This window comes from Polaromonas sp. (genome assembly GCF_043778355.1).
Lineage (GTDB): Bacteria > Pseudomonadota > Gammaproteobacteria > Burkholderiales > Burkholderiaceae_C > Polaromonas.
In genome coordinates, this window is sequence record NZ_JAYWHI010000121.1 from 1 (window position 1) to 15,072 (window position 15,072).

Consider the following 15,072-nt stretch of genomic DNA (forward strand, 5'->3'; position numbering starts at 1 on the left):
ACTGGCCTTTACGCTGTCCCGGCGCAGCCCCAATTTCACCGGCGAGCTCAGCGAGGCGCGTTACCGGCAAATATTTTCCGACGCCTGCGGCCGCTACGGCACCACCCATGACTACGCACACCAGACACTGGAGAGCCTGCGCCACCACGGCATCTCCGACGCCACCCTGGCGCGCCTGCTCAAGTTGTCAAAAACGCAAACAGTGATTGCCAGCGATCATCCAGAAGCCTAAAGTCCATGGCAGTATTTAACCAACCCGTCCGGAGAGACCCATGAAAAATCCCTTGATCCTGATCGCTACCGCTACCCTGCTAGGCGCCTGTGCCAGCGCCCCCAGCGGGCCACGCGCGGTTGCCCAACTCCAGGCCACGACCGGCAACAGCACCAGCGGCAACGCCAGCTTTGTGCAGGCTGGCGGCAAGGTGCTGGTCAGCGGCGAGGTACGCGGCCTCAAGCCCAATGCGGAGCACGGCTTTCACGTGCACGAAAAGGGCGACTGCTCCAGCGGCGACGGCATGAGCACCGGCGGTCACTTCAACCCGGCCGGCGCACCGCACGGCAACCATGGCGTGGGTACCCACCACGCCGGCGATTTGCCCAGTTTGAAAGCCGACGCCAACGGCGTCGCCCGCTTCAGCTTTGAGTCCTCCACCATCGCCGTGGGCAGCAGTGCCAACGACATTGTGGGCAAGGGCCTGATTGTTCACCGCGACCCAGACGACTACAAGACCCAGCCGACCGGCAATTCTGGCCCACGCCTGGCGTGTGCGGTCATTGCAAGAAGCTGAGGCCGGCTAACGCGCGGCGAGCAATAGCTCGGCGCGCAACAGGTCCTCGACGGTATCGATATCGGTGACGATCCCCACGTCGTCAAGCGCCAAAAATGCTATTGAATTCATAGCTTGATACGCTTTCAGGACGAGGGCTGCACCCTGGTTTCCCTTTAAATTGAGCAGGCCTTCGCGGCAGGCGGCAGAAAAGCCGACCGGGTGGCCGCGCTGGCCCTGATACATCGGAACCGCCACCGCATGCTGCGCGAGCGCGCCGGCAACGGCGTGCAGACTCTCGCTACGCACCAGCGGCAGGTCGGCCGGCAGGATCAGCCAGCCCGGCGCGTCAGCGGTGGCCCGCACGCCGGCGGCGATCGAGTCGCCCATGCCAGGGCGTGAGGTATCGGCTTGCACCAGATGGTGCGGCAGGCCGCTGGCCCGCACCGCTTCCAGCACATGCTCCATTACCGGCCGGCCAGCCAGCAGCGCCGCGAGTTTGTGTGTGGCGCCACCAGACGCGGCAAAACGCTCGCCGCGACCGGCAGCCAGCACGATGACCACAGGCAAGGAGGAAGAGGGAATCGGTAAAGACATGGACGTCAAGGAGTACCTATACTTCCAGTATGTCAGAGCCCTCCTCCCACATCGCCGACCTGCGCAAAAGTTATGAACGCGCCGAACTCAACGAGGAGGCCTCGCAGGCCGACCCGCTGATGCAGTTCGACCAGTGGCTCAAGGAAGCCATCGCGGGCCAGGTTCCCGAGCCGAATGCGATGACCCTGGCAACCGTCGCCGCCGACGGACGGCCGTCTACCCGTGTCGTGCTGGTCAAGGGCTACGACGCGCGCGGCATTGTCTGGTACACCAACTACGACAGCCGCAAGGGCCGCGAACTTGCAGGCAACGCCTTTGCCGCCCTGCAGTTTCACTGGGTCGAGCTCGAACGTGTGGTGCGCATCGAGGGGGTGGTTGAAAAAATATCCGCCGAAGAAAGTGATGCCTACTTCCACAGCCGTCCGCTCGATTCACGCATTGGCGCCTGGGCCAGTCCGCAAAGCGAAGTGATCTCCGGCCGCAGCGTGCTTGTCACCAATGCCGCGAAATACGGTGCGAAGTTTTTGCTACAACCGCCGCGCCCGCCGCATTGGGGCGGTTACCGCCTCAAGCCCGACAACTGGCAGTTCTGGCAGGGGCGTAAAAGCCGCTTGCATGACCGGCTGCGTTATACGCTGCAGGGCGATGGCGAATGGCTGCGCGAGCGGCTGGCGCCCTGAGCGTCCTCACGACCGGGCATCACCCCAGGCGCGTGATGGGCTGACCGGCCACGGCATGCAGTTGCGCGGTGGACACCCGTTCCGGCGCGATCTCCGCCAGCGGAAGCAGCACAAAAGCGCGTTGCATCATGCGCGGATGTGGCACCGTCAGCCGGGCTGAATCGATACGGGCATTGCCGTACAGCAGAAGGTCAAGGTCCAGGGTGCGGGGGGCATCGGGGTAAGACCGCTCGCGGCCTGCCGCCTGCTCCAGCGCCTGTAACTGGTCCAGCAAATCCAGCGCCGGCAAACGGGTGTGCAGCGCCACCACCGCATTGATGTAATCCGGCCCGTCCGCCGGGCCGGAGGCATTCCGGGCGACAGGCGCCGTCCGGTACAGGCTGGAGCGGCGGGCCACGCGGCACTGAGGCAGGCGGTCCAGCGCGTCCATCGCCTGCCGCACGGCGGCTTGCGCATCCCCGAGGTTGGCGCCCAGTGCCACATAGGCAGTGACTTGTGGCGCAGGCCCGTTTGAGGGGGAGCCAGCCGGTGTCACGCTACTGATCGGTCGATGCGCCGGACGGCGGGCTGGCGGACTGTGCACCGCCCTCGCGGTTGGCCGGCTTGCGGCGGCGCCGGCGTTTCTTGGCGGGTGCCGGTTCGCCCGACTCGCCAAACTCGGGGAAAGGCGCTGCGGACGGGCTGCCGTCGGCGCCGCGCGCCACCTCGGACTCCACACGTTTGACGCGGGTGCGCGGCGCCTGCGGTTTCTGCGATTGCGCCAGGCGGGCCTGCTCGATCATCTCGTGGCGTTCGTCGTCGTAGGCGGTACTGAACTTTTCCCACCACTCGGCCAACTCCATCTCGATCTCGCCGGTCTGCGCGCGCAGGCGCAAAAAGTCGAACCCGGCGCGAAAGCGCGGCTGGTCCAGCAACGAGTAAGGTGAACTGCCGGTGCGCTTTTCAAAACGCGGCTGCATGGTCCAGATCTCGCGCATGTCGGTGCCCAGCTTGCCACGGCCCGAGACATCGCCGATCTTGGCGTTAAAGGCATCGTCAATGGCGTCCTGCAGCGCCGGCATGGTGTGCTCGCCGCGCTTGAGGCGCTGCTCCCAGCCCTGGCGCACATCAGCCCACAGCACGCACGACAGCAAAAAGCTCGGCGCCACCGGTTTGCCTTCTCCGACGCGGCGGTCGGTGTCCAGCAGGGCGAGCTGCAGAAACGGTTCTTCGGCGGTGTCCACCACCACGTCGAGCAGCGGGTAGATGCCGGTGTTCAGGCCCAGGAACTTGAGCTGTGCAATGCTGGCCAGCGAGTGGCCGGTCTGCAGCAGCTTGAGCATTTCGTCGAACAGCCGCGACTGCGGCACGTCGGCCAGCAAGCCCTTCATGGACTTCAGCGGCGCCATGGTCTTGTCTTCAAACTTGAAACCCAGCGCGCTGAGCTTGGCCGAAAAGCGCACGGCACGAATGATACGCACCGGGTCTTCGCGGTAACGTGTGGCCGGGTCGCCGATCATGCGGATGATTTTTTTCTTCGCGTCGCGGATGCCGTGGTGGTAATCGACCACGATCTGCGTCTGCGGGTCGTAATACATGGCATTGATGGTGAAGTCGCGGCGCGCAGCGTCTTCCTCCATCGGGCCCCAGACGTTGTCGCGCAGCACACGACCAGAGGCGTCCACCGCGTGTTTCATGCCGGCCAGTTCGCTTTTGCTGGTGCGTTCGTTGCCGCCGACCTGCTCGGCCAGGCTGCTGTCGAGGTGCGCGCGGAAGGTCGAGACCTCGATCACCTCGTGCTCGCGGCCACGGCCGTAGATCACATGGACGATGCGAAAACGCCGGCCGATGATGAAGGCCCGGCGAAACAGCGATTTGACCTGCTCGGGCGTCGCATCGGTGGCCACATCGAAGTCTTTGGGACGCAGGCCGACCAGCAGGTCACGCACGGCGCCGCCAACGATGTAGGCCTCATAGCCGGCCTGCTGCAGGGTGCGCACCACGTCCATGGCCCGGTCATCGACCAGCTTGGGATCAATTGCATGGTCCTGGGGGCCGACTTCGCGGCGTTCGCCGAAAACTGATTTTTTACTGCGGCCGGCGCCGGCGGCGGGGCTGCTCGTCTTGCCGAACAGCTTGTCGATAAATTTTTTGATCATTGAATCAGGAGATTTTGCCGGAGGGGCCGTGCTGGCTGGGCCAGAGCAGCGTCACCGGTCATTGGAACAGCTCAAGTATGCGCCATCCGCGCGTCACGGCGATGGCCCGCAGGCGCTCGTCGGGGTTGGTGGCCACGGGATGGGTGACTTTTTCGAGCAGAGCCAGATCGTTGAGCGAGTCGGTATAAAACGTGGTTTCGACCGCATCCCAGTTCCAGCCGTGGTCGGCCAGCCACTGCTCCACCCGTGTCACCTTGCCCTCTCGGAACGATGGCGTGCCGTGGATGGCGCCGGTGAGCTGGCCGTCGGCGTCGCGGGCCAGTTCCACCGCGATCAGCTCCGTCACGCCAAATGCCGCCGCAATCGGGCGCGTCACGAATTCGTTGGTGGCGGTCACGATGACGACCTGCTCGCCGGCCGCCTGGTGTCCGCGCACCAGCGACAAGGCCTGCTCCTTGATGCCTTTTTGAACGATTTCCCCCATGAACCGGGCGTGGGCAGCTATCGAATTTGTAGCGCCCTGCTGCCGGATCGCCTGCGTGGCAAAACGCACATAGTCATGAATATCGAGCGTACCGGCCTGGTACTGGGCAAAAAATTCTGCGTTGCGGCGCTTGAACTCCTGCCCGTCGCACCAGCCCAGCGCGATCGTGAATTCACCCCACTCGTAGTCCGAGTCAAAGGGAATCAGCGTATGGTCGAGGTCAAAAAGCGCAATCTTGACCCCCACGCTCGTCGCTTCGCGTACTTCGCTGCCCCCCGAGGGGGCTGTGCCCGCTCGGGGCGGCCCTTCGCCATGCACGGCGGGCTTGGCGGCGGCATCTGGGGCAAAGGTCACGAGTTCTCCAGCATGGACTTGATCAGGGGGATGGTGATGGCGCGCTGGGTCTGCAGCGCATAGCCGTCGAGCTGGTCCAGCAGTTGCATCAGGTTGCCAAGGTCGCGCGAGAAGCGGCTGAGAATGAAATCCATGGCTTCATCGCTCAAAAATACGCCTCTGGCATCGGCCTCCTGGCGCAACACCGCCCGCTGGTCCGTCTCGGTCAGGGCCTGCAGGGCGAACACATGGCCCCAGCCGAGGCGGGTGCGCAAATCTTCGCGCAGCGACAAGTCGGCGGGCGGCGCGGCGCCGGCCGCCAGCACCCAGCGCGGATGGCCGTCGGGGGCATTGAGGGCGTTGACGAACCAGTTGAAAGCGGCCTGCTGCTGCACGGCGGTGTACAGGTGGCAGTCGTCAAGGATGACGGCGGCCCAGCTTTCGTTGAATTCGGGCGGTTCCAGCACCGCCGCGTCCATCCAGCCAACGGCCGCACCCTGCTCGCGCAGCGCCTCGCTGACGGCCTTGAGCAGATGGGTCTTGCCGCTGCCGGGCTCGCCCCAGAGGTAGGTCGGCACCGGGGAGCGCAGGCTGTTACTGGCCCACAGTTCCAGGTGCTTGAGCGCCGCCTCATTCGGACCGGCAAAAAAGTTGGCCAGCGAGGGCGGCGAGGCCAGCCCGATGTCCAGCGCAATCTGTTTCATGGATGCCCGGTCCTGCCCGCCAGCGCCAGAACCGGGCAACAAGCGGCCGCAAGTTGGGAAGGGGGAGTAAATTGCATACAGCCGTCTGGGGTGAACCCTTAGAATCTTGGCTTAGATTCTATCGGGCTTGGTGCCCGTGCGAAGCCGTCTACCCACCAAGCTGTAATGACCACCCTCTCTTCCTCCCCCCTGAGCTACAAAGACGCCGGCGTTGACATTGACGCCGGTGACGCCCTGGTCGAACGCATCAAGCCGCTGGCGAAAAAGACCATGCGTGAAGGGGTGCTGGCCGGCATCGGCGGCTTCGGCGCGCTGTTCGAGGTGCCCAAGCGTTACAAGGAACCGGTGCTGGTCAGCGGCACCGATGGCGTCGGCACCAAGCTGCGTCTGGCCTTTGAGTGGAATATGCACGACACCGTTGGCATCGACCTGGTCGCCATGAGTGTCAACGACGTGCTGGTGCAGGGCGCTGAGCCGCTGTTTTTCCTCGACTACTTTGCCTGCGGCAAGCTCGATGTGGACACCGCAGCAGCCGTGGTCGGCGGCATCGCCACAGGCTGTGAACTCAGCGGCTGCGCCCTGATAGGCGGCGAAACCGCCGAAATGCCCGGCATGTACCCTGAGGGCGAATACGACCTGGCCGGTTTTGCCGTCGGTGCTGTTGAGAAATCAAAAATCCTGACCGGCCGCGACGTGACGCCCGGCGACGTGGTGCTGGGCCTGGCCAGCAGCGGTGTGCACTCCAACGGTTTCAGCCTGGTCCGTAAATGTATTGAGCGCGCCGGCAGCAGCCTGCCTGCCGTGCTGGACGGCAAGCCCTTCCGGGAAGCCTTGATGGCGCCTACCCGCCTGTATGTCAAGAACGTGCTGGCGGCCCTGGCAGCCCACCCGATCAAGGCACTCGCTCACATCACCGGCGGCGGCCTCCTGGAAAACATTCCGCGCGTGCTGCCAGAAGGAACGGCAGCCCACCTCAAAAAGGGCAGTTGGCCGCAGACCGAACTGTTTGCCTGGTTGCAGGCAACCGCCGCCATCTCCGACTTCGAGATGAACCGCACCTTCAACAACGGCATCGGTATGGTGGTGGTCGTCGCTGCGGCCCACGCCCAGGCCACGGCCAATACCCTGAGCCAAGCCGGTGAACAGGTCCACGAGATCGGCGTGATTGCCGCCCGTGGCACCGACGCCGCAGTCACGGTGAGCTGATAGCCGCCGCACGCGCCCGGCGCAGTGCGGGTCGCCTTTTTGCTACGAAAACACTAGCTGCCCAGGCAGGTCGCCATTGGGCGTTCTGGACTTTTGAGGTTATTTGTATCAAACTGTTCCATTCTTTCGCAAGGGGAACAGTCATGCCGGTCATCGCAGTCGTCAACCGCAAGGGAGGCAGTGGCAAAAGCACGCTCGCCGCCCATATCGCGGCCTGGTGCGCGCGCAACGGCAGTTCGGTCATGCTGGGTGACGTGGACCGACAACAATCGGCGCGTGCCTGGCTGAAGCGGCGTGACGCCGCCCTGCCGGCCATCGCCCCCTGGGCGGTGGACCAGAAAAACATGTTGCGCGTGCCGACCGGCATCACCCATGTCGTGCTCGACACGCCCGGTGGCATGCATGGCTTCGAGTTGGCGCGGGTGGTGATGTTTGCCGACGCCATCGTCATGCCGGTCTGCAACTCGATGTTTGACCGCGAGTCGGCCGAGGCCTGCCATGCCGAACTGATGACCATGCCGCGTGTGGCCAGCGGGCGCTGCCGTCTCGCCGTGGTCGGCATGCGCATCGACGCGCGCACCAACGCCGCGCAGACGCTTGACCAGTGGTCGGAGTCGCTGGGCGTGCCCTTTCTCGGCGCGCTGCGTGAAACCCAGCTGTATGTGCGCAGCCTGGAGCGTGGCCTGACAATTTTTGACCTGCAGCCCCAGTTGGCAGCGGCGGACCTGGCGCAATGGGCACCGATTCTGCAATGGCTCAAGCCCCAGCTTTATCCGCCGCAAGCGGCCAATGACGGCAGCAGCACGTTGCGGGCACCGGCGCGCACGCTGGCGCCCAAAACCGCCGTCCTGCCAAAGTCCGCTTCCGGGGAAGTGGTCTCCCGGCATCGTGGCGCGCTGCCCAACAGCCTGATGCCGGCCCAGGAGTCCCTGGTGCAGGGCGGGCGCCTGTCCACGCTGAGCGCGGGTCGCACGGCGGCGGCGCCGGCAAAACCGGTCGACAAACCGACGCTGACGCGCGCCACGCGGACCACCGATGGGCCGCAGATTCCGCAGTTTTTGAAAAGAGGATAGAGCCTCCACGTTCGCTCACTGCGTGTAGCTCTCTGCGCCCCCCTGGAAGGCGCTGGACCTGCAGGTCAGCTTTTCTGGCGCCGCAGGCGGGCCAGACGATCCGCCACCACATCCAGGTCCAGCGCGTCTTCGGCGTGGTCCAGGTAGGTTTCCAGATCGGGCACGGCACGGCCAGCCTCGCCCTGCTCGGCCAGCGCCATGCCGCGGTCACGGTACTCGGACCAGGCCTCGGGCAACAGCACAATCAGCCGGTCCTGCACCGCAATCAGCCGGACCCAGTCCTGCTGGGTTTTGTGGATTTCCTTGAGGTTGCGCAGCATGCGCCCGATGATGTCGCGCGCCGGCACGGACTGCAGGTACAAACCGACGGGGACTTCAAATTCATCGACCAAGCCGCTGCGCTGCCGGAACGGCTCCAGCCGCTCGGACAGCTCCTCGCGGCTCAGGGAGTGACCGCTGAACGGGTCGATCACTACCTGGCCCTTGGGCAGGTTGACCTTCACCATGAAGTGGCCGGGAAACGCCACGCCACGGGCATTCAGACCCATGCCGCCGGCCAGTTCCAGCCACAACACGGCCAGCGAGATCGGAATGCCCCGGCGGGTGCGGAGCACCGCATTCAGGTAGCTGTTGTCGGGGTCGTAGTAGTCATTGATGTTGCCGCCGAAGTTCAGGTCCCGAAAGAAGAACTGGTTGAGAGCCCGCAGGCGCTGCAAGGCAGAAGCGTCGGCCGGCAGGCGGCGTTTGAGCCGGGCCAGCAACTGGTCCACATCGCCCAGCACCTGCTGCACGTCCAGGTCGGGATACTCGTCCTGGGCCAGACTGATGGCTGCTTCCATCAGCGGAAAATGCTCGTCACTCTGAACCAGGCTGGCAAAGTACTGCAGCGGCGACGGAACATCGAGATTGAGAGACATGACGCTACTTTCTCACAAACCGGCGGGCGAGGCGAGTGCCAGATATTTACCAGTCGTTACCGTGGCTTCAGCGGCGCATCAGCTTGCGGACTTTCAGGCCCGCAGCCCAAAGCGCTCCAAAATAAATAGCAGCCGAAGCAAGCAGGACAAGGGCCAACAGCCCAATTCTCTTGAAAGCTTCGGCACGCAGAGCGGTCCAGCTAACGGCCTGCGCCGACCACAGCAGAAACACTGCCAGCAGGGCACTGGCCGCCACAACCTGAAGCGCAAACACACCCCAGCCGGGTTCCGGGCGGTAGCTGCCACGCTTGCGCAGGCCCAGCAGCAGCCACAAGGCATTGATCAACGCACCAATGCCGATGGCCAGCGCCAGCCCGGCATGTTGAAAAAAGGGCACCAGCGCCAGATTCATCAATTGCGTGAGCACCAGCACCACCACCGCGATCTTCACCGGCGTGCGGATGTCCTGGCTGGCGTAGAAGCCCGGCGCCAGCACCTTGATGGCCACCAGCCCGACCAGGCCGGCGCCGTAGCCCATCAGCGCCGTGGTGGTCTGCTGGACGTCGCGGTCGGTGAAGGCGCCGTAGTGGTAGAGCGTGGCCACCAGCGGCTGGGCGAAGGTCAGCAGCGCTACAGCGCTGGGCACCGCCAGCAACACCACGATGCGCAGGCCCCAGTCCAGCATGGCGGAATACTTTTCAGCGTCGTCGGCGGCTTTGGCCGCAGCCAGTTGCGGCATCAGCACCACGCCGATCGCGACGCCCAGCATGGCGGTCGGGAACTCCATCAGCCGGTCCGCATAGGTCAGCCAGCTCACGCTTCCTGGCGTCAGATGCGAAGCGATCTGGGTGTTGATCAGCAGCGAGACCTGCGCGACGCTCACACCCAGCAGGGCCGGCACCATCAGGCGGGCAATGTTGCGGGTGCCGGAATCGGCCCAGGCCAGGCGGATCGCCGTCAGGCTCAAACCGATTTTCGGCAGCAAACCCATTTTGAGCAGCGCCGGGATCTGCACCGACAATTGCAGCAGGCCGCCCAGCATCACGCCGGCACCCATGGCATAAATCGGCTCTATGCCCTGGTTTTTGAACCAGGGCGCGCCCAGCCAGGCGGCACCAATCATGGACAGGTTCAGCAACACCGGCGTGGCGGCAGGCACGGCGAAGCGTTTCCAGGTGTTCAGGATGCCGGCCGACAGGGCCACCAGCGACATGAAGCCGATGTAGGGAAACATCCAGCGCGTCATGAAGACGGCAGCCTCGAAACCGCGCGGGTCTTGCTTGAGGCCGCTGGCCATCATCCAGACCAGCACCGGCGCCGCCGCCACGCCGATCACACAGGTCAGCAGCAGCGCCCAGGCCAGCAGGGTCGCAACACGGTCAATCAGCAGTTTGGTATCGGTTTCACCATGTTTGGCACGGCTGGCCGCCAGCACCGGCACAAACGCCTGGCTGAACGCGCCTTCGGCAAACAGGCGCCGGAACAGATTGGGGATGCGAAAAGCGACGTTGAAGGCGTCGGTCATGGCACTGGCGCCAAAGGTGGAAGCCATCAGCAGCTCGCGCATCAGGCCGGTGATCCGCGACACGAGGGTCAGCAGGGAAACGGTGGAGGCGGCTTTGAAAAGTGACACGGGGGGAGTTTAGCCCCCACGGTCGTTCACTTCGTGTAACTCCCTGCACCTTGCAGGCCGCCGCTCGCAAGAGGCTTCGCTTCTGTCGCCTGTCCAAAGCTGCTCAAGCAGCTTTGGAGGCGCAGGCTCCAGCCCCGAGGGGGCCGCTGCGCCTGCGGGCTGGCAAAGCCAGACCCGCGGCACCTGCTTGAAAATTACCTGGCATCTGTCCCAGGGAAGAGTGGTACCCAGGCTTCAGGCCGTCTGGCATATAATGGTGGGCTTTGCTAAGCATCATCCGCTGAACTCCTCCCCGGATTAAAGGAATAAATTATGGCTACCGCCAAACCCAAGAAAAAGAACCCCCGCCTGGCCTCAGGCCGCAAACGCGTCCGCCAGGACAGCAAACTCAACGCCGCCAACACCTCGCTGCGTTCGAAGTACCGCACCGCCGTGAAAAACGTCGAAAAAGCTGTCGCCGCCGGCGACAAGACCAAAGCCACTGAACTCTTCGCCAAAGCGCAGAGCATTGTGGACACGATTGCCGACAAGGGCATCTTCCACAAAAACAAGGCTGCTCGCGACAAGAGCCGTCTGTCCACCAAGGTGAAGGCCCTCGCCCTCGCCGCCCCCAAAGCGGCCTGATCACTCAGGTCCCTCGCCCGGACTGATCTGATCAGTCTGCCGTTTCGCAGGGTGCGCTGCCAGCAAAGCAAAAAAAGCCGTCGCAAGACGGCTTTTTTGTTTCCAGCGTCAGCTTTTCTCTCAGGGCTTGGGTGGATCCGGAAGCAGGCAGGCCTCGGCGACTTGCAGATCGTTGTCTTTGGCGAAGTTGATCGCAAAATCCCAGGCCATGGGTTCAGCCTCGCGCAGTTCGCTGTTGACCACCACACATTTGACGCCGTTGATCACCGTGGGCACACACCAGGGGGAATAGGTCAGGTGGCTGCCCGGCTGCGGTCCGCCGGGCCGGAACTGGCTCATCACACCACACAGCCGGTCGGCCCAGTCACTGGGGCGAAAGGTCTTGCCATCACGGGTGACGCCCTGGATAAAGACTTCTTTGGCAGAGTTGGAAACCATCGGGTGGAAGGTGTGTCGCCTGCCAGAGGCGCGGGTATGGCCTCATGCTGCAGTGCACAATGATTCTATCTTATATAAGACTTGAGGCCATTCTAAAAACCGCCGGCCGGCGCATCGCTGTGATGCAGCATCGTCACAAAAGGCCGCAAGGCCTGCGCCTAAAATCAGGTCAGTCCTGCCGCGCCGCCTGCAGCCTCTTGTTTTTTGCCACGCCCCCGGAGTTTCTCCATGACCACTGCCCTGCCCGCCCACATCGAAGCCGCCTCCGCGCATGTGATGAACACCTACGGCCGTCTGCCGATAGCCCTGTCGCACGGCCAGGGCTGCCGCGTCTGGGACATCAACGGCAAGGCGTACCTGGACGGCCTGGGCGGCATCGCCGTCAACACCCTGGGTCACAACCATCCGCGCCTGGTGCCCGCGCTGCAGGACCAGGTTGCCAAAATCATCCACAGTTCCAATTACTACCATGTGCCCGGCCAGGAAGTGCTGGCCGCCAAACTGGTCGAGCTGTCCGGCATGACCAATGTGTTTTTCTGCTCGACCGGCCTGGAAGCCAATGAAGCAGCGTTAAAACTGGCGCGCAAGTTCGGCCATGACAAGGGCATAGAGCGCCCGGAAATCGTGGTTTATGAAAAGGCTTTTCACGGCCGCAGCATTGCGACCCTGAGCGCCACCGGCAACCCCAAGGTGCAGGCCGGCTTCGGCCCGCTGGTCGAAGGTTTTATCCGCGTGCCGCTGAACGACGTAGCGGCGCTGCAGGCCGCCACGGCCGGTAACCCCAATGTGGTGGCGGTGTTTTTTGAGGCCATCCAGGGCGAAGGCGGCATCAACCCGATGGACGCCGGCTACATGCAGGAGATACGCAAGCTCTGCGACCAGAATGACTGGCTGCTGATGATCGACGAGGTGCAGTGCGGCATGGGCCGCACCGGCAAGTGGTTTGCGCATCAGTGGGCCGGCATCCAACCCGACGTGATGCCGCTGGCCAAGGGGCTGGGCTCGGGCGTGCCGATTGGCGCCGTGGTGGCTGGCCCCAAAGCCGCCCACATTTTTGGCCCCGGTAACCATGGCACCACCTTCGGCGGCAACCCGCTGGCCATGCGCGCCGGCATTGAAACGGTGAAGATCATGGAAGAAGACGGCCTGTTGGCCCATGCCGCCAAGGTCGGCGATCACCTGAAAGCGGCGCTGGGCCGCGAACTGGCTGCCGAAATAAAAACAGGCCGAGTCAAGGAAATTCGCGGCTTTGGCCTGATGCTGGGCATCGACCTGGCGGTGCCCTGCGGCGAAATCCTGCAGCGCGCCGCCGATAACGGCCTGCTGCTCAGCGTGACCGCCGACAGTGTGATCCGGCTGGTGCCGCCGCTGATCCTCAGCGAAGCCGAGGCCGACGAAATCGTGGCCATCCTGTGTCCGCTGATCAAACAGTTACTGGCGGAAAAGCCATGAGCACCGCCCCAAAAGACATCCGGCATTACCTTCAGTTCAGCGACTTCAACGCGGCCGAATACGTCTACATCTTCGAACGCGCCGCGCTGATCAAGAAAAAATTCAAGGCCTACGAGAAACACCAGCCGCTGGTGGACCGCACGCTGGCGATGATTTTTGAAAAAGCCTCGACCCGCACCCGCGTGAGTTTTGAAGCCGGCATGTACCAGCTCGGCGGCAGCGTGGTGCACCTGACCACCGGCGACAGCCAGCTCGGCCGCGCCGAGCCTATTGAGGACAGCGCCAAGGTCATCAGCCGCATGGTCGATCTGGTGATGATCCGTACCTACGAACAAACCAAGATCGAACTGTTTGCCGAACACTCCCGCGTGCCGGTGATCAACGGCCTGACCAACGAGTTCCACCCCTGCCAGATCCTGGCCGACATCTTCACCTACATCGAGCACCGCGGCAGCATCAAGGGCAAAACTGTGGCCTGGGTCGGCGACGGCAACAACATGGCCAACACCTGGCTGCAGGCCAGCGAAATTCTCGGCTTCAAGGTGCACCTGAGCACGCCGTCGGGCTACGAAGTAGACCAGTCGGTGGCAGGCATTCGCTCCGCCGACAGCTACAAGGTCTTCAAAGACCCGATGCAGGCCTGCGCCGGCGCCGATCTGGTGACCACCGATGTCTGGACCAGCATGGGTTACGAAGCCGAAAACGAAGCGCGAAAAAAGGCCTTCGCCGACTGGTGTGTCGACAGCGAGATGATGAAGGCTGCCAAACCCGATGCACTCTTCATGCACTGCCTGCCAGCGCACCGCGGGGAAGAAGTCGAAGCCGATGTGATCGACGGGCCGCAATCGGTCGTCTGGGACGAAGCCGAGAACCGTCTGCATGCGCAGAAAGCCTTGATGGAGTTTTTGCTGCTTGGCCAGGTGGCCTGAGACCTTCTTTCGGATATTGGCATAGACCCTGGTGCAACCGGCGCAATCGGCGGCATTACCAGGCAGACCGGCGTATCAAGAAATCACCATGACAGACAGGCTTCAAGGGGTAGTGCCCCTCGCGTCCGACCCCCGCCCCACCCACATCGGCACCCACACCTTTCACGGCCTGGCGCCTGGCCCGAAGCTGCTGGTCCTCGGTGCCGTGCACGGCAACGAGGTCTGCGGCACCAAAGCCATCCAGCAACTGCTGCAGGACATGGCCAGCGGGCAGCTCTGTATTGAACGCGGTACGGTCACATTTGTGCCAGTCACCAACCCACTGGCCTACCAGCTCAAGCGGCGCACCGGCGACCGCAACCTGAACCGCAACATGGCGCCAAGCGCGATCCCGCAGGATTTTGAGGACCGCATTGCCAACGTGTTGTGTCCGCTGCTGGACAGCCATGACATGCTGCTCGACCTGCATTCCTTCCACACCGGCGGCGCGCCCTTTGTGATGATCGGCCCGCAGAACAACAGCGGCACGCTGGAGCCTTTCAGCCAGGCCGAGGCAGAAATGCAGCTCGCCCTGTGCACCGGCGCGCCGCGCATTGTCGAAGGCTGGCTGGACACGTATGCCCGCGGTGTGTCGCGGCGCGCTGCGGCGCCGGTCGTCACCGGCAGCGCCCGCGCGCAGACGCTGGTGACCGACCCGAACTACGGCGTCGGCACCACCGAGTACATGCGATCACGTGGTGGCTACGGCGTGACGCTCGAATGCGGTCAGCACGACGACCCGCAGGCGGTGGAGGTGGCACGCCGCGCGATTGTGCAAACGCTGGCCTTGCTGAAAATGGTTTCACTGCCGCTGAAGTCGACGGACACAGAGCGCGAGGTCCTGCGCCTGGTCGATGTCACCGACCGCGAACATGCAGGGGACAGCTTCACGCGCGCGTGGCGCAGTTTCGATGCGGTGAAAGCCGGCGAGGTGATAGGCACCCGCCACAGCGGCGCCGAGGTGAAGGCGCCGCACGACGGTTTTGTGGTGTTCCCCAACCCGCGCGCTGAGCCGGGCCAGGAGTGGTTTTACATGGCGCGGCGCCGGGCCTGAACCG

The 15,072-nt window shown here is 63.9% G+C and carries 16 protein-coding genes and 1 pseudogene; 9 read left to right on the forward strand and 8 right to left on the reverse strand.

Annotated elements, in window-relative coordinates:
• Together ACH2CW_RS17765 and ACH2CW_RS17770 are read left to right on the forward strand one after the other, a co-directional pair.
• A pseudogene (locus ACH2CW_RS17765) lies at positions 1 to 232 on the forward strand (calcium transporter ChaC); the annotation flags it as partial.
• A 40-nt stretch (positions 233 to 272) separates the two neighbouring features.
• A complete protein-coding gene (locus ACH2CW_RS17770) occupies positions 273 to 788 on the forward strand; it encodes a superoxide dismutase family protein (protein WP_395060591.1) in 516 nt (171 codons plus the stop codon).
• A 6-nt stretch (positions 789 to 794) separates the two neighbouring features.
• Here ACH2CW_RS17770 and ACH2CW_RS17775 read toward each other — a convergent pair whose 3' ends face one another.
• The gene (locus tag ACH2CW_RS17775; RefSeq protein WP_395060593.1) at positions 795 to 1,364 is read right to left on the reverse strand and encodes an NTP transferase domain-containing protein; all 570 of its coding nucleotides are present in this window, start codon (positions 1,362 to 1,364) and stop codon (positions 795 to 797) included.
• A 29-nt stretch (positions 1,365 to 1,393) separates the two neighbouring features.
• Between ACH2CW_RS17775 and pdxH the strand changes: the two genes are divergently transcribed.
• Positions 1,394 to 2,044: a pyridoxamine 5'-phosphate oxidase gene (gene pdxH, locus ACH2CW_RS17780; RefSeq protein WP_395060595.1), complete on the forward strand. Its 651-nt coding sequence runs from the start codon at positions 1,394 to 1,396 to the stop codon at positions 2,042 to 2,044.
• A 19-nt stretch (positions 2,045 to 2,063) separates the two neighbouring features.
• On the opposite strand, the gene folK is transcribed toward pdxH, so the two are convergent.
• The 4 genes from folK to hda all read right to left on the reverse strand — a co-directional run bounded on the left by folK (position 2,064) and on the right by hda (position 5,703).
• A complete protein-coding gene (folK, locus tag ACH2CW_RS17785; RefSeq protein ID WP_395060597.1) occupies positions 2,064 to 2,579 on the reverse strand; it encodes a 2-amino-4-hydroxy-6-hydroxymethyldihydropteridine diphosphokinase in 516 nt (171 codons plus the stop codon).
• A gap of 1 nt (position 2,580) precedes the next feature.
• The gene (gene pcnB, locus ACH2CW_RS17790) at positions 2,581 to 4,182 is read right to left on the reverse strand and encodes a polynucleotide adenylyltransferase PcnB (protein WP_395060599.1); all 1,602 of its coding nucleotides are present in this window, start codon (positions 4,180 to 4,182) and stop codon (positions 2,581 to 2,583) included.
• Between the two features lie 58 nt (positions 4,183 to 4,240).
• Entirely contained in the window at positions 4,241 to 4,912 is a 672-nt protein-coding gene (locus ACH2CW_RS17795) for an HAD family hydrolase (RefSeq protein ID WP_395060760.1), read from the reverse strand.
• 104 nt (positions 4,913 to 5,016) lie between these two features.
• Positions 5,017 to 5,703, reverse strand: a complete 687-nt coding sequence (hda, locus tag ACH2CW_RS17800; protein WP_395060601.1) for a DnaA regulatory inactivator Hda — start codon at positions 5,701 to 5,703, stop codon at positions 5,017 to 5,019.
• Positions 5,704 to 5,868: 165 nt separating this feature from the next.
• On the opposite strand from hda, the gene purM reads away from it, so the two are divergent.
• On the forward strand, positions 5,869 to 6,909 hold the full coding sequence (gene purM / locus ACH2CW_RS17805) for a phosphoribosylformylglycinamidine cyclo-ligase (protein ID WP_395060603.1): 1,041 nt from the start codon (positions 5,869 to 5,871) through the stop codon (positions 6,907 to 6,909).
• Between the two features lie 143 nt (positions 6,910 to 7,052).
• The gene (locus tag ACH2CW_RS17810) at positions 7,053 to 7,982 is read left to right on the forward strand and encodes a division plane positioning ATPase MipZ (protein ID WP_395060605.1); all 930 of its coding nucleotides are present in this window, start codon (positions 7,053 to 7,055) and stop codon (positions 7,980 to 7,982) included.
• A gap of 65 nt (positions 7,983 to 8,047) precedes the next feature.
• Here ACH2CW_RS17810 and ACH2CW_RS17815 read toward each other — a convergent pair whose 3' ends face one another.
• Both ACH2CW_RS17815 and murJ read right to left on the reverse strand, forming a co-directional pair.
• Positions 8,048 to 8,899 carry a SirB1 family protein gene (locus tag ACH2CW_RS17815; protein ID WP_395060607.1) on the reverse strand — a complete coding sequence of 284 codons (852 nt, stop codon included), beginning with the start codon at positions 8,897 to 8,899 and terminating at the stop codon, positions 8,048 to 8,050.
• Positions 8,900 to 8,966: 67 nt separating this feature from the next.
• Positions 8,967 to 10,532: a murein biosynthesis integral membrane protein MurJ gene (murJ, locus tag ACH2CW_RS17820; RefSeq protein WP_395060609.1), complete on the reverse strand. Its 1,566-nt coding sequence runs from the start codon at positions 10,530 to 10,532 to the stop codon at positions 8,967 to 8,969.
• A gap of 312 nt (positions 10,533 to 10,844) precedes the next feature.
• On the opposite strand from murJ, the gene rpsT reads away from it, so the two are divergent.
• Positions 10,845 to 11,156 (forward strand): 30S ribosomal protein S20, encoded by a 312-nt coding sequence (rpsT, locus tag ACH2CW_RS17825; RefSeq protein WP_395060611.1) that lies wholly within the window; start codon positions 10,845 to 10,847, stop codon positions 11,154 to 11,156.
• A gap of 120 nt (positions 11,157 to 11,276) precedes the next feature.
• Here rpsT and ACH2CW_RS17830 read toward each other — a convergent pair whose 3' ends face one another.
• On the reverse strand, positions 11,277 to 11,594 hold the full coding sequence (locus ACH2CW_RS17830) for a DUF3579 domain-containing protein (RefSeq protein ID WP_188705967.1): 318 nt from the start codon (positions 11,592 to 11,594) through the stop codon (positions 11,277 to 11,279).
• A gap of 228 nt (positions 11,595 to 11,822) precedes the next feature.
• On the opposite strand from ACH2CW_RS17830, the gene ACH2CW_RS17835 reads away from it, so the two are divergent.
• The 3 genes from ACH2CW_RS17835 (at position 11,823) to ACH2CW_RS17845 (ending at position 15,068) form a co-directional block, all read left to right on the forward strand.
• Positions 11,823 to 13,046, forward strand: coding sequence for an aspartate aminotransferase family protein (locus ACH2CW_RS17835; RefSeq protein ID WP_395060613.1), 1,224 nt, complete (start codon positions 11,823 to 11,825; stop codon positions 13,044 to 13,046).
• Positions 13,043 to 13,975, forward strand: a complete 933-nt coding sequence (argF, locus tag ACH2CW_RS17840; RefSeq protein ID WP_395060615.1) for an ornithine carbamoyltransferase — start codon at positions 13,043 to 13,045, stop codon at positions 13,973 to 13,975. Before ACH2CW_RS17835 ends, argF begins: the two co-directional genes overlap by 4 nt.
• A gap of 88 nt (positions 13,976 to 14,063) precedes the next feature.
• The gene (locus ACH2CW_RS17845; RefSeq protein WP_395060617.1) at positions 14,064 to 15,068 is read left to right on the forward strand and encodes a succinylglutamate desuccinylase/aspartoacylase family protein; all 1,005 of its coding nucleotides are present in this window, start codon (positions 14,064 to 14,066) and stop codon (positions 15,066 to 15,068) included.
• Positions 15,069 to 15,072: the final 4 nt, after the last annotated feature.